Source organism: Psychrobacillus sp. OK028 (assembly GCF_900103605.1).
Taxonomy (GTDB): Bacteria; Bacillota; Bacilli; order Bacillales_A; family Planococcaceae; genus Psychrobacillus.
In genome coordinates, this window is record NZ_FNHY01000008.1 from 98,136 (window position 1) to 111,466 (window position 13,331).

Below are 13,331 nucleotides of genomic sequence, written 5' to 3' on the forward strand. Positions count from 1 at the left end.
ATATTTCACTTTATAGCTACTAAACTAAAAAGGGGAGAAAGAATTTGGAGTGCAATAATTGCCAAGTAAATGATTTGAAATTCGAGTTCAAAGTAGACGGAGATTTTAATACCTCTCTGTTAGATAGTGTCTTAAAGCATTTAAAACGTAGGAACATATTAGTAGATACAAAAGAGAACAAGTTTATTCTTAGTGAGTCAGATGTTAGAGATTTTATAGACTTCTGCGAAGATCATATGGATACTTCGCAAATCCTATTCAGAATATCTAAACAAAGATGGGAGCCTATTACAAAAATAGAGGAAGTATTAAAAGTTCAATGGATCGATGAGGTCATCGCAAAACAATTAATGATTTGTCATTATCAACCAATTGTAAATAGACAGGAACAAGTCTTTGGTTATGAACTTTTAGCGAGATTTCCAAAAGAAGATGGTTCCATGATATATCCAAATGAAATATTCTCTGCCGCTAAGGCAAGGGGAAGGCTTTACGCTTTGGATAGAGCGTGTAGAATGACCGCGGTAAAACATGCAGCGGTTATTAAAGAAAAGAAAGCATTTATCAATTTCATTCCTACATCTATTTATTCACCAGAGTTTTGCTTAAAATCTACTACTGCCTTAGCAGAAGAACTAGGTATAAATCCTGTCCAATTGGTATTTGAAGTAGTGGAATCAGAAAAAGTAGAAGATATAGAGCATTTAAAAAGAATCCTTACATTTTATAAAGAAAAAGGTTTTGAATATGCACTCGATGATGTAGGAGAGGGCTATAGTACGATGGAAATGCTAGGAGGTATAAAACCTAATTATATGAAATTAGATATGAAGTACGTTCAAGGAGTTTCAAACGATATAAAGAAACAAGCTATTGCCCAACAGTTTTTAGAAAAGGCAGTAGAAGTTGGATCTACTCCTCTAGCAGAAGGAATAGAAGAGCGAGAAGACTTTGAATGGCTGAAAGAAACTGGGTATAGGTTATTTCAAGGGTATTATTTTGGAAAGCCAGCAGCTAATCCCCTTTCGTAAAATATATAAGCATAATAAAAACCAACTATCTTTCAAAGATAGTTGGTTTTTTATTATGCTTTCTTTTTAGTATCTGCTTCTTTGTCGTCTAATTTAAACTCTTCCGTTACATCATCAACAATATCTTTTGTTGAATTTTTGAATTCTCTTAAAGTTTGTCCTGCTGCTCTTCCTAATTGGGGTAACTTAGCTGGGCCGAAGACGATTAAAGCAATTATTAAAATGATGATTAATCCTGGTACTCCAATGTTAGGCATGGAAGTTCCTCCTCTAATTTAGTAGATAAATTTTCAGTGGCTGGTGTGCGTATAAACTACTGTTCTAAAATTTCATCCTCAAGTGCTCGTTTCGCCAATTGTTTCTTATAAGACCAGCTGGAAACAAGAATACTGATTTCAAACAGTAATAACAAAGGCACAATAATAATGAAATCAGAGATAAAGTCGGGTGGTGTAATGGAAACACCCACTACTACTAGTACAAAGTAAGCAATTTTTCTCATTTTTCTTAAACGTTCTGGATTTATTATACCCAATTTCGTTAGAAAAAGAATAATTACAGGAAGTTCAAACACGATTCCTACTGGAATAACGAGGTTAAACATAAAAGTGAAATACTGTTTCATCCCATATGTCTCTAAAGCACCAATAGAATCGTTAATATTAGACATAAAATTCAGCATCAATGGAAATAATATGAAATAACTGAAACTGATACCTAATAGAAATAAGAAAAATGAAACAGGAATATAATAGCCTGTCCCTTTTGCTTCGCTCTCGTTAAGACCAGGTCTTACGAATAACCAGATTTGCTGCAGAGCGATTGGTAAAGTTATTAATATGGCTAGTATTAACGCACATTTAACATAAATCATTAAACCATCTGTATAGCCAAAAACGTTCCATTCAACATTCATGGCAGTAGGTTGCTGTTTTAAGAAAGTGAGTGTTTTGGGAGCTAACCAAAATCCTAAGGCTAGGGAGAGTATGAAAGTTGACACAACAACTATAAGTCTTTTTCTTAATTCTGTTAAATGTTCAACAAGCGTCAGTTGTTGTTCTTGATCCATTTTTTAACACCTCATTTTCTCAAAAAAGTGAAGCTTTTTTATATATTCTGCAGTGCATTATACTCCGTATTTGTTCATCTATATCAACTAATCATTATACTCTTTCCTCTGCATTTGTAAATAAAAGAGTGCTTATAGTCACGAATATAACAAGTATTATGTTACTTGAAATCCTAAAATAGTTAGATTTAAGATTTTTTAAAATCATCATAAATTTTGTGTCCCGAAGTACTTGTTTTTTGACAAAGCAAGTATATAATTCTAGCATATCCTTTATTAAATTTGATTGGGCTGACAAGACTTGAGACCGTACAATGAAAAGATTAGTATTTACCATGGAATGGCATCTACTATAGCGCTTAACTTTTCCAATAACTTTTTCCCTATCTTTGCGATAACTATATTAGGAGCAACTAATTATCAAGTAGGCTTAATAAGCTCTTTGCCTCCGTTGGTAGCTCTGTTAATGACTATACCAGCAGCGATTCTACTTAATCGTGCGAGCACCCAAAAGAAACTAGTGGCGATGTCTGTTTTACTAGCGCGGTTAATGTTCTTACTCATTGTCCTCGTTGTATATTTACCTTCTAATTCGTTTCAGTCATGGGCTTTCTTAGGGATTATTGCTTTTATCAGTGTCCCGAACACGATCGCCAATGTAGGTTGGCAAACCTTGATAAGTGGAATGATTGATGAATCGAGAAGAGGACAATTTTTTAGTGATCGTAATCGTCTACTAACGTTGGTTGGACTTATATCGACATTACTTATCGGAATATTCATGAGAGATGCGACCGAAAGTATTATTGCTTATCAAGTTCTGTTTGCACTAGCGTTTTGCTTCGGATTAGTAGAAGTGTTTTTTTTGTTAAAACAGGAAGAGGACGTTGTAGAAACTTCAGATGAGCAAATAAAAAAGAAATCGATGGACTGGATCATTTTCAAATATCCAAGCTATGTTTGGTTTTTAGTAGCTGCTCTTTTGTTTAACTTTGGTTGGCAAATGGCCTGGGGCTTGTTTAATATTTATAATGTCCGAATAGCAGGGGCCACCATCTTCTGGATTAGTATGTTCTCTGTTGGAAGTATGCTTATGCAGTTTCTCACGTTTCCACTATGGAAGAAATGGGCCGATAAGTATTCTAATATGCAAGTGTTTATATGGGCGGCAATTGGAATGTCCACCACTCCATTTTTAACAGTACTTTCTACAAACTTATACTATTTAACCCTTATGCAAACAACTTCTGGGTTTTTCTTATCTGGTACAGTTCTGCTGTTATTTAACTTGTTGTTGGAGCAATCACCCGAAAAATACCGTACATACTGTATAACATCGTATAATGTTCTACTTGCCTTTGTGGCATTTGTTGCACCTCAGATTGGGATTTGGTTGCTGGATCTTATCGGCATGGATTTCTCCATGTACATTAGCTCTGGATTACGATTATTAGGAGCAGGTGCTTTTTTATATGTTTTTTTATGGAATAAAAAAAGTAGAAAAGAAAAACATATGTAACCATATGTTTTTCTTTTTTTGCTTGTATATCAAATACTTATGAAAGAAATTTAATATTTTCATATAATAGTAGTCCGATGAAAGAAACTTATGAAAACTTTATTTTGTTGGGTTGAATTGAATTTTTATATAGAAAAACTCGATGAAGTCTATAAATTTAAGTTACTGATATATTAATATTTTTTTCTGTCTATATTTAATATGTTTTGTTGAAAGTTTTCATATCATATTTAATAAGAAGAAAGTTTGTATAACTTACGTTATCGATGTAAATGATTGGAGTGGAGGTGCTATTTATCAAATCTTTAGCTGCTTTTTTAATCGTTACGATTTCTATTTTGTTTTATTTTAATCTACAAATAGAAGAACCTATTACATTTAATAAAGAGTTCCACGGGAAACAATTTTCGACATTTTATATGGGTTATGAGGAGGAGAAAATAGAGATAGGGATGATTGGAGACGTATTATTACATTTACCACTCTACAACTATACCAGTTATCTCCCTTCTCTTTCTCCAGTACAGGAAGAATTGCAATCCATTGATTTGTTAATAGCAAACCAGGAGTCCATTCCTGCAGGTGAAGTTTTTAAGGTATCTGGATATCCGAACTTTTCGAGTCCTCCACATATTATTAGTGATTTAAAAGAAATAGGAGTAGACGTTCTTTCGATAGCGAATAATCATACACTCGATCAAGGAGAAAAGGGTCTTTTAGAAGCAATTCAGCAGATGGAGAAGGTAGAAATGCCGTATATCGGTGCGTATAAATCAGTGGAGGATCTAAAGGTAGATCGAATATTCCAAGTAGAGAATGTATCGCTTGGACTCCTAGGTTATACATATGGAACGAATAGTCATGAAACTCCAGTAGGTAAGGATTATTTAGTAAATCGGATAAACGAGGATAGAATTGCAAAGGAAATCAAGGAGTTAAAAACAAAAGTAGATTTTGTTGTGGTCAGCATCCACTGGGGTACGGAGTATAACCTGGAGGCAAATGATAACCAGAAACAACTTGCTCGTTCAATGGCAGAGGCAGGAGCAGATATTGTATTTGGTCATCATCCTCATGTGATCCAACCATATGAACTGATTTTGTCCGAAAATGGTCATCCGACACATGTTTTTTATTCGTTAGGTAATTTTTTATCGGGTCAAAAAGACGAGTATACTAATATTGGCGGAATTGCTAAAATAGAGGTTTTGAAGAAAAACATTAATGGTAAACAAGTAGTGACTCTAGAGAATCCAGTTTTTTTGTCTACAGCAGTTGTGAAAGGTGACCCGTATACGGTTAACTTTTTAACAAATGTGGAAAGTGAAATGGGTAAAACGGATGCTTGGGTTCAACAGCATGTGTTTGGAGTAAAGTAAGTTAGGGGGTATCCTGTGCAGGAACAAGATCATGACAGGTTATTACGTATTAAGACAACAGGTGTAAGAGAGTGGAATCATCAATCATCTCACTATAATCGATATGAAGCGACCCCATATTCCGCTTTGGAAATTCTTTTTGACGAATACGAATGGAAGACATCTGATCGTTTTGTAGATTTTGGTTGTGGGAAGGGTAGATTTCCTTTTTACGTTTTTCATCACTTGCATGCATCTGCGATAGGAGTAGAAATGAATGCTCAGCTCTATCAAGAAGCTATGGAGAACTTAACTAGGTATATGGAGCGTGCCAAAAGTTCAAGGGCTACGATTCAGTTTGAACATATATTTGCAGAGGGATACGACATAGAAAAAGAGGACAATCGATTTTATTTTTTTAATCCGTTTTCATTACAGATTTTTCAAAAGGTTATCGATAATATCCTCAGGTCCGTTGAAAACCATCCTCGCTCAGTGGATGTCATCCTCTATTATCCCACCTCGGAATATAATCATTTTTTAGAAATTCATACAGTATTTGAATTATGGAAGGAGATCCGTCTTCCGGGATTATATGAAGATAATAATAATGAACGGTTTTTAATCTTCCGTTTAGCATAAGTAAGCACTCCGCTAATAAGTGGAGTGCTTTACATTTTCCATAAGCTATAGGCAATGCATAGAGGCTTCCGCCTCATCCCAATAGACTGGATATCCTTTTCCTTTAGCGCAAAAAATAGAGGTAGACGTATACTCAGGGTCTGCTTCTTTATCATAACCAATTGTCTCCATTACATCCTCTGCATTATGACAGCGATCGTACCCACCAAAGACTAAGCTTAGTGATCCTTTGCCATGCGTGAACGATGCAAAAACAGTGCTATAATTCATAAATGTTGCCACGGGCACTTTTCCTTTTACGAGAACGTTATCTCCGGCATTTTCTGGAGGTTCGAATGTTCCAGAAGCTTGTTGGATATCAGATAATACTCGACCTATTAAATCCATATGTACTTTAATCGTAAAATCATAAAAGGGCTCCAGCAGAATATTTTCTGCTTTTTCTAATCCTTGACGAAGTGCGCGATAGGTTGCTTCTCGAAAGTCGCCACCGTGTGTATGTTCATTATGTCCGCGACCTGTGAGTAAAGTGATTTTCACATCAGTTAAAGAAGAACCTGTTAGTAAACCGTGATGGTCTCTTTCGAAAAGGTGATGTCGAACTAGGTTTTGGTTACCAATGGACAAATCATTCGCATGACATACATTTGCGAATGTAATTCCACTATTTCTTGTTGCAGGTTCGATTAATAGATGCACCTCTGCGTAATGTCTTAACGGTTCAAAATGTCCATATCCACGAACAGAGTTATCAATAGTTTCCTTATAAAGAATTTTAGGCTCTCCAAAGGTTACGTGAAAACCAAAACGCTCCAATACAATTTGCTCGATTACTTCTAGCTGGATAACTCCCATTACATGAACATGTATTTCTTGGAAGTGTTCATCCCAAAACACACGTAAAGAGGGGTCTTCTGCATCTAATAATTTAAAGCAACGCAATACTTCCTTTACATGGATAGATGCACCGAAGAGAACCTTAGATTTTAAAGTGGGTATCATAGCGAACTCTATTTTCTGGGAAATAGCTCCGATTCCATCACCAATGGAAGCATTTGTTAATCCCGTAACAGCAACAAGTTCACCTGCTAAAGCCTGGTCGACGGTTTTAAACTTATTGCCGCTATATAAGCGGATTTGCGTTATTTTCTCAGTTTGACCGCTATAGGTTACACTATCACGGACTTTTAACTTTCCGTTGACTAATTTCAAAAAGGTAACCCGATTTCCACTTTCATCGTGTCGAATTTTATATACCTGTGCTGCAAATGCTCCGTCTGTTTTATAGGAGGTTGTGGTTAATAAATCTAGCTTGTTTAAAAATTCTACTATTCCTATATCCTTCAATGCGGAACCACTAGCACAGGCGAAGATTTTATTTTCCTTTATCATATGTTGAAGTGATTGTGTCCATATGTCCTTATCAAATCCGCTGTCCATATAAATTTCTAGAAGGGATTCATCTCGCTCGGCAATAAATTCTATTAGTTCTTCGTTGAAAGTATTCGTTATATCGCATATATCTTCCGATAAGGTAGTACGAATTTCAGCAAGGATACTTGCTGGATCTGTTCCTTCGTGATCGGTTTTATTGATAAAGAAAAAGGTTGGTACTTGGTGTTTTCGTAGTAATTGCCAAACAGTTTCTGTATGCCCTTCTATACCATCTACTGCACTGATAATAATGATTGCATAGTCCATCACTTGAATAGCCCGTTCCATTTCTGGTGAAAAGTCGACATGCCCAGGAGTATCGATAATATAGTAAGTAGAGTTATTGTAGGAAAAAATTCCTTGATCTGCAAAGATGGTGATTCCTCTATTTTTTTCTATTGTATGACTATCAAGAAACGAGTCTTGGTGATCAACTCGTCCTCGTTGTCTAATTGTATTTGTATGATAAAGTAGCTGCTCCGAAAAAGTAGTTTTTCCAGCATCCACATGTGCAAGAATTCCAATGGTTTTGTGCATTTTCTCACCTCTGAACTTAATTATAGCAAATTACGGTGAAAGGTCTTGTTTCAGTGCTATACTAGGAAGACTATAACAACCTAGAAAGAGGGATAAATTATGCAATATTCGAAATCTAAAATGGAAGAGCTAGTGAAATATAGCCCGGAGTTAAACAAGCGTTTAAAAGAGGTTATGAAAGAACATGATTTAGAGAAAAGCTTTGCTTTAAAGGCTTTATATCATTCAGAAGTAAAAGACGGCGGTAAATATCAAAGAGATTATCAAGATTTATAAAAAGTAAGAGTGAACCGATGCAATATAAAATCGGTTCACTTTTATTTTAATATTCTAATAAATTCCTGTATTCTATAATAAACTAAATAAATTATTATAGGAGGATGAATTGGTGAAAGAGCTTGTGAGCAGAGTTCAACAATTAATAGCAGCTTCAAAAGGAACATGGGGGATCGTTCTAGAGGATTTAAATTCAGGAGAAAGATGGGAGCATAACGAACAGGAGCTTTTTTATGCGGCAAGTGTTATTAAAATACCAATTATGTCCTCGGTTTATAGTGCAGTAGACAAGGGCGACTTGACCCTAAACGATTTAGTCGTCCTCGATAAAAAAGATTATGTAGGAGGCTCGGGTGTGCTTCAGCATTTTACTCCGGGCTCATCCCTCCCACTTCAAGACATCATTATGCTTATGATTATTCAAAGTGATAATACAGCTACAAATCTTTTAATCGACCTTGTAGGAGTAGAAAATATACAGAATTCCATGAAAGAAGCTGACATGTTTTATAGTACTTTTTATAACAAGCTGATGTTGAGTAAGCCTAATCCGGAAGGTACAAATTGTATAGCTGCATTGGACATAGCAATGCTTTTAAATAAGATGGCTTCTGGGAGCTTAGTGAGTAGAACGGCAAGTGAGCAAATGATAGACGTGATGAAAAAACAACAGGTACGAGATTGTTTGCCAGAAAAATTACCGTCTCCATATACTGATTTTGATCATGGAATGACGCCATGGGAGTTAGCTAATAAGACTGGGTGGATACCGGGAACTCGTCATGATGTTGGAATTTTTTATGTAGGTAATCGGAAGTTAATGGCAACGGTTTTATCAAAGGATGAAGATGATTTAGTTTCGAAAAGAATTCTTTCTCAAATCGGGGAGGAAATATATAAATACTTACAGTAAGGAGAATGATCATGAATATTACATTAATAGGTTTAGGTGCGATAGGGAGTGTTTATGGAAATCTCTTGAGACAAGTAAATAATGTGAACTTACGAGTTTTAGTAGATACGGAAAGAAAATCCCGTTACGAGGCGGAAGGGGTGTATGTAAATGGAGAAAGAGTTCCATTTGTTTTCATTACCCCTGAAGAAGTAACCATCCCGGCAGATCTAATCATTGTTTCCGTAAAATATAATCATCTTCCACAGGCAATTCAAGACATACATAATCATGTCGGAGAAAATACGATGATCATGTCTTTACTTAATGGAATAACGAGTGAAGAAGAGATAGCTAATATTTATGGGGAAGAGAAAGTTATTTATGCTATTAGCAATGGGATTGATGCAACTAGAGAGGGCAACAGTGTTTATTGTTCCAATGCAGGAAAAATTTCATTTGGAAAGAAATTTAATGAGGTGATTTCACCACAGCTTTTAGCGATAAAAGATTGCTTTGACAGGGCAAATATTCGAAATGATATTCCAATAGATATGGAACATGTATTATGGTATAAATTCATGATCAATGTTGGTATAAATCAAACATCTGCAGTAACTAAGGCTTCATATGGTACTTTCCAAAAGGTTTCATATGCAAAAGAAATTGCAAAGGAGGCAATGAAGGAGGTTGTACAATTAGCTCAGGCAAAGAATATCCTATTAGGAGAAGAGGATATTGAGGTGTTTTTTAATACGATTATTAGCGGATTAAGTGAGGAAGGAAAGCCATCCATGCTCCAGGATATTGAAGCAGGGAGGCTTACAGAAGTGCCAATGTTCTCGCGAAAAGTGATAGACCTTGGACAAGAGTTACATATAAAAACACCTGTGAATGAACTGTTGTTTCGTATAATTAAAACATTAGAAAGCAGTATAAAATGAGTAGCTTCCCAAAAGCACATTTTGCTCTAAATAGACCTCTAGTTTCTGGATAATGGAGGTCTATTTTTAAAGATGACTTCCGCATTTACATATTCTTTAAATTGCGAACCAAGGCTCTTGCTGCTTCTCTACCTGTAAAAATACAGCCTCCTAGGAAGGTCCCCTCTAAAGAGCGATATCCATGAACTCCACCTCCACCAAAGCCTGTTACTTCACCCGCTGCATACAGACCAGGTACGGGAAGTCCGTTCTCATTTAGAACACGACCGTCTAGATCAGTTTGCAGTCCTCCAAGGGTTTTCCTAGTCACAATATTTAATCGAACAGCAATTAAAGGACCGTTTTTAGGATCTAATAATTTGTGAGGAGATGCTGCTCGTATTAATTTATCGCCTATGTAGTTTCTAGCTCCACGTAGAGCAGTAATTTGAAGATCTTTAGTAAATTTATTATCGATTTCACGATCCCTTGCGACTAGTTGACTCTCAATATGCTCCAAGTTTAATAGATTGTCACCGGTAATTTTATTCATCCCATTTACAAGGTCTGCTAAATTGTCTGATACGACAAAGTCTTCTCCTTTTTCCATGAATGCTTTTACTGGAGCAGTGGGTCCTGGTAGAATTCGCTTCAATACTTGTATAATACTTTTTTGTGTTAAGTCTGGATTTTGCTCTGATCCTGATAGTGCGAATTCTTTTTCAATAATTTTCTCGGTAAGTATAAACCAAGAGTAATCATATCCAGTTTTTTGGATAGCCTCAAGTGTCCCCAGTGTATCAAAGCCTGGGAAATTAGGAGCAGAAAAGCGCTGTCCTGTAGCATCTAGCCAGATGGAGGAAGGACCTGGGAGTATACGTATCCCATGAAGTGGCCAGATGGGATTCCAGTTTTTAATACCTTCTGTATAGTGCCACATACGATCCTTGTTTACTAAACGACCTCCAGCTTTCCTTGTAATGGCAAGCATACGGCCATCAACGTGCTCTGGAACTCCAGAAATCATCTGCTTTGGTGGTTCACCAAGTCTTGAAGGCCAGTTTTCTCTTACTAAATCATGATTAGCACCTATTCCGCCACTAGTAACCATCACGGCTTTAGCTTCATATTGAAAGTTACCAATCACATCTCTTTGGCTTGGTTCTCCCCGTCCAGCAGAACTAGGGGTCAATAGTGAACCACTCACACCAATAACTCGTCCATTTTCCCTGGTGAGTTCATCTACTTGGTGACGTGGTTTATATTCCACATTTCCCTTAGAGATGGCAGCTCGAACACGAGTCTCAAAAGGCTTAACGATACCTGGTCCGGTACCCCAAACGATATGAAACCTAGGTACAGAGTTTCCATGTCCATCCGCAAGATAGCCTCCACGTTCTGCCCAGCCTACTACAGGGAAAAATCTAACCCCTTGTGCGTGAAGCCAATCTCGTTTTTCCTCTGCAGCAAAGCGTACATAAGCTTCCGCCCATTTTTTCGCCCAATAATCTTCATCTTCTTCCCGATCGAAACCTGCTGTTCCTAGCCAGTCCTGCCAGGCAAGCTCATATGAATCGTGAATTCCTAATCTTTGTTGTTCTGGGGAATTCACTAAAAATAATCCTCCAAATGACCACCAAGCTTGCCCCCCAAATGATGCTTCAGGCTCTTGATCGAGCAGTAAAACTTTCTTTCCTGCATCGGCTAGTTCAGCTGTAGCAACGAGTCCTGATAGTCCTGCGCCAACTACAATTACATCCCATTCCATCTATATCCCCCATTTTTAAAAAATTCCGAAACTTATTTGTATTATATTCTATTGAATAATGAATTACTATTCACTGTTTGCAAAAATGATTTGAATAGAGACACATGATATAATAGGAGTATTATTGGAGGGAATACATTGATAAACAGCAGCCGACAACCGGCATTTATTTATACATACGCATATAATGAGGACGAACGCTCTCTATGTCATTTAGAGATGCGGTCTTTTTTTGATATAGACTCCGAAACAAAAATATTAAAGAGTTCCATCAAAATAGATCCTAGTAGAAGCCCTTTTATGAAAGGGAGATTAGAGGTATTAGCAGAAGGAGACACAGTTGAGGAAATTATCGCTCAAGCCCCGAATTTTGGTTCCGAGGACGAAACAAACAAAGTAATATTCTTAAAAATAAATGACCGACAAGGGACCGATAAAATTGAAAATGCAGAAAGACTTCAAATAGAAAGGGCTATTGGAAGTGACATGCAAGGGGAATTCGATTTACATCATCCGGATCAGTTATTTGCAGTAGTTCCTTTTGGAGGGCGTTGGTATTTTGGATTATATACAAAAAGCGAACCTATTTGGTTTAAGCATATAAAAAAACCACGGGAGTATTCTACAGCCCTTAGTACAAGAGTAGCCAGAGCAGTAGCTAATATCGCTGTTCCGCACCCGAAAGGTGTTCAAGCTATAGATCCTTGCTGCGGAATCGGTACAGTACTTGTTGAAGCATTATCCATGGGCATAGATATTGTGGGTAGGGATATAAACCCTCTTGTATGTCAGGGATCTAGAGAAAATATTGCCTACTTTGGCTTAACTGGAGATGTTCGTAAGAGTGCCATTGAAGACATCAATGAGATGTATGATGTAGCGATAATAGACTTACCATATAATTTGTATACACATGCATCCTGGGAGGAACAATTCACTATTTTGAAGCATGCTCGTAGAATAGCTAAAAAAGTAGTGATTGTTACAATCGAATCGATGGATGACCGACTAGAAACGGTAGGGCTTCATATTAAAGACCGGTGCATAACGAAAAAACAGCAATTTACACGCGAAATACTAGTTTGTGAGTAGGTTAACGGGAAAAGGAGATGGAAGGATGAAGGATTTATCCATAGTAGCATTATTAGATGTTGTTGGAGAACTATTTTCTGATGAAGTGTCTATCGCTGTCTCCGATACGGAAAAGTATATTTATTATCGACCAAGTAAGCGAATTGACTTAAAAATTACTCCTGGAGATCTACTAAAAGAGGAAACTTTAGCTTATAAAGCACTTCAAAGCAGACAAAAGGTATCTGAATTTATCAATCGAGAGGTTTTTGGCGTCCCATATCACGGGATGGCGGTGCCTTTTATGCATCAGGGTGAAATAGAAGGCTGTGTGTTAGCAATTTATCCAGCATTTACAGACGGCAAATCTGTCATTACGATAAAGACTCAGGACGGATGGATTCCAATTCCTTTTTCTGACGTGATTTATCTGGAAGCAAAAGATCGTAAAACCCATATTGTTACTAAGTCTTTTGCTGGAACTCACACTAGCTCTCTTCAAGATTTTGAGTATAGACTACCTCGGGAATTGTTCATACGCTGTCATCGTTCTTTTATCGTCAATGTGCATCATATTAAAGAGATTTTCCCCGACACACATTCAACTTTTTTATTAGCTATGGTGAATGGAGAGAGAATATCTGTCAGTCAGTCCTATGCTAGTTATTTTCGTAAATTATTAGGATTCTAATACAAAACGCTTGAATAAGGGGAATTTTCTCCGAAATTCAAGCGTTTTTTTATTAACAATAAAAATATAAATAGTTGTTAAATAATTATTTTCTGTTCTATCACGAAAATTTTCTGTTTC

At 36.6% G+C, this 13,331-nt stretch carries 13 protein-coding genes; 9 read left to right on the top strand and 4 right to left on the bottom strand.

What is annotated here, in order from left to right:
* Positions 1 to 44: 44 nt before the first annotated feature.
* Positions 45 to 1,031 (top strand): EAL domain-containing protein, encoded by a 987-nt coding sequence (locus BLR36_RS14060; protein ID WP_093062387.1) that lies wholly within the window; start codon positions 45 to 47, stop codon positions 1,029 to 1,031.
* A gap of 53 nt (positions 1,032 to 1,084) precedes the next feature.
* Here the strand turns inward: BLR36_RS14060 and tatA are convergent, their stop codons facing one another.
* A complete protein-coding gene (gene tatA, locus BLR36_RS14065) occupies positions 1,085 to 1,288 on the bottom strand; it encodes a twin-arginine translocase TatA/TatE family subunit (RefSeq protein ID WP_093062388.1) in 204 nt (67 codons plus the stop codon).
* Between the two features lie 56 nt (positions 1,289 to 1,344).
* On the bottom strand, positions 1,345 to 2,100 hold the full coding sequence (tatC, locus tag BLR36_RS14070; protein WP_093062389.1) for a twin-arginine translocase subunit TatC: 756 nt from the start codon (positions 2,098 to 2,100) through the stop codon (positions 1,345 to 1,347).
* 301 nt (positions 2,101 to 2,401) lie between these two features.
* Here tatC and BLR36_RS14075 point away from each other — a divergent pair, with 301 nt between their 5' ends.
* From BLR36_RS14075 to BLR36_RS14085, 3 genes are all read left to right on the top strand, one after another.
* Positions 2,402 to 3,619: an MFS transporter gene (locus tag BLR36_RS14075; RefSeq protein ID WP_093062390.1), complete on the top strand. Its 1,218-nt coding sequence runs from the start codon at positions 2,402 to 2,404 to the stop codon at positions 3,617 to 3,619.
* Between the two features lie 287 nt (positions 3,620 to 3,906).
* Positions 3,907 to 4,998, top strand: coding sequence for a CapA family protein (locus BLR36_RS14080; protein ID WP_175454086.1), 1,092 nt, complete (start codon positions 3,907 to 3,909; stop codon positions 4,996 to 4,998).
* A gap of 15 nt (positions 4,999 to 5,013) precedes the next feature.
* A complete protein-coding gene (locus BLR36_RS14085) occupies positions 5,014 to 5,619 on the top strand; it encodes a class I SAM-dependent methyltransferase (protein WP_093062392.1) in 606 nt (201 codons plus the stop codon).
* Between the two features lie 45 nt (positions 5,620 to 5,664).
* Here the strand turns inward: BLR36_RS14085 and BLR36_RS14090 are convergent, their stop codons facing one another.
* Positions 5,665 to 7,590, bottom strand: a complete 1,926-nt coding sequence (locus BLR36_RS14090; RefSeq protein ID WP_093062393.1) for a GTP-binding protein — start codon at positions 7,588 to 7,590, stop codon at positions 5,665 to 5,667.
* A 99-nt stretch (positions 7,591 to 7,689) separates the two neighbouring features.
* On the opposite strand from BLR36_RS14090, the gene BLR36_RS18865 reads away from it, so the two are divergent.
* From BLR36_RS18865 to BLR36_RS14105, 3 genes are all read left to right on the top strand, one after another.
* Positions 7,690 to 7,866 (top strand): hypothetical protein, encoded by a 177-nt coding sequence (locus BLR36_RS18865; protein WP_093062394.1) that lies wholly within the window; start codon positions 7,690 to 7,692, stop codon positions 7,864 to 7,866.
* A 112-nt stretch (positions 7,867 to 7,978) separates the two neighbouring features.
* Complete coding sequence (locus BLR36_RS14100; protein WP_175454087.1) at positions 7,979 to 8,779, top strand: serine hydrolase; 801 nt, start codon at positions 7,979 to 7,981, stop codon at positions 8,777 to 8,779.
* Positions 8,780 to 8,790: 11 nt separating this feature from the next.
* Positions 8,791 to 9,702, top strand: a complete 912-nt coding sequence (locus BLR36_RS14105; protein ID WP_175454088.1) for a ketopantoate reductase family protein — start codon at positions 8,791 to 8,793, stop codon at positions 9,700 to 9,702.
* Between the two features lie 85 nt (positions 9,703 to 9,787).
* Here the strand turns inward: BLR36_RS14105 and BLR36_RS14110 are convergent, their stop codons facing one another.
* A complete protein-coding gene (locus BLR36_RS14110) occupies positions 9,788 to 11,449 on the bottom strand; it encodes an FAD-binding dehydrogenase (RefSeq protein WP_093062397.1) in 1,662 nt (553 codons plus the stop codon).
* 138 nt (positions 11,450 to 11,587) lie between these two features.
* Between BLR36_RS14110 and BLR36_RS14115 the strand changes: the two genes are divergently transcribed.
* The gene (locus tag BLR36_RS14115; protein ID WP_139185101.1) at positions 11,588 to 12,541 is read left to right on the top strand and encodes a TRM11 family SAM-dependent methyltransferase; all 954 of its coding nucleotides are present in this window, start codon (positions 11,588 to 11,590) and stop codon (positions 12,539 to 12,541) included.
* A 25-nt stretch (positions 12,542 to 12,566) separates the two neighbouring features.
* Positions 12,567 to 13,211: a LytTR family DNA-binding domain-containing protein gene (locus tag BLR36_RS14120; protein ID WP_093062398.1), complete on the top strand. Its 645-nt coding sequence runs from the start codon at positions 12,567 to 12,569 to the stop codon at positions 13,209 to 13,211.
* Positions 13,212 to 13,331: the final 120 nt, after the last annotated feature.

Coding starts and splice junctions, on each gene's coding strand:
- tatA (WP_093062388.1), bottom strand. CDS start 1,288: ATGCCTAACATTGGAGTACCAGGATTAATCATCATTTTAATAATTGCT.
- tatC (WP_093062389.1), bottom strand. CDS start 2,100: ATGGATCAAGAACAACAACTGACGCTTGTTGAACATTTAACAGAATTA.
- BLR36_RS14090 (WP_093062393.1), bottom strand. CDS start 7,590: ATGCACAAAACCATTGGAATTCTTGCACATGTGGATGCTGGAAAAACT.
- BLR36_RS18865 (WP_093062394.1), top strand. CDS start 7,690: ATGCAATATTCGAAATCTAAAATGGAAGAGCTAGTGAAATATAGCCCG.
- BLR36_RS14105 (WP_175454088.1), top strand. CDS start 8,791: ATGAATATTACATTAATAGGTTTAGGTGCGATAGGGAGTGTTTATGGA.
- BLR36_RS14110 (WP_093062397.1), bottom strand. CDS start 11,449: ATGGAATGGGATGTAATTGTAGTTGGCGCAGGACTATCAGGACTCGTT.
- BLR36_RS14120 (WP_093062398.1), top strand. CDS start 12,567: ATGAAGGATTTATCCATAGTAGCATTATTAGATGTTGTTGGAGAACTA.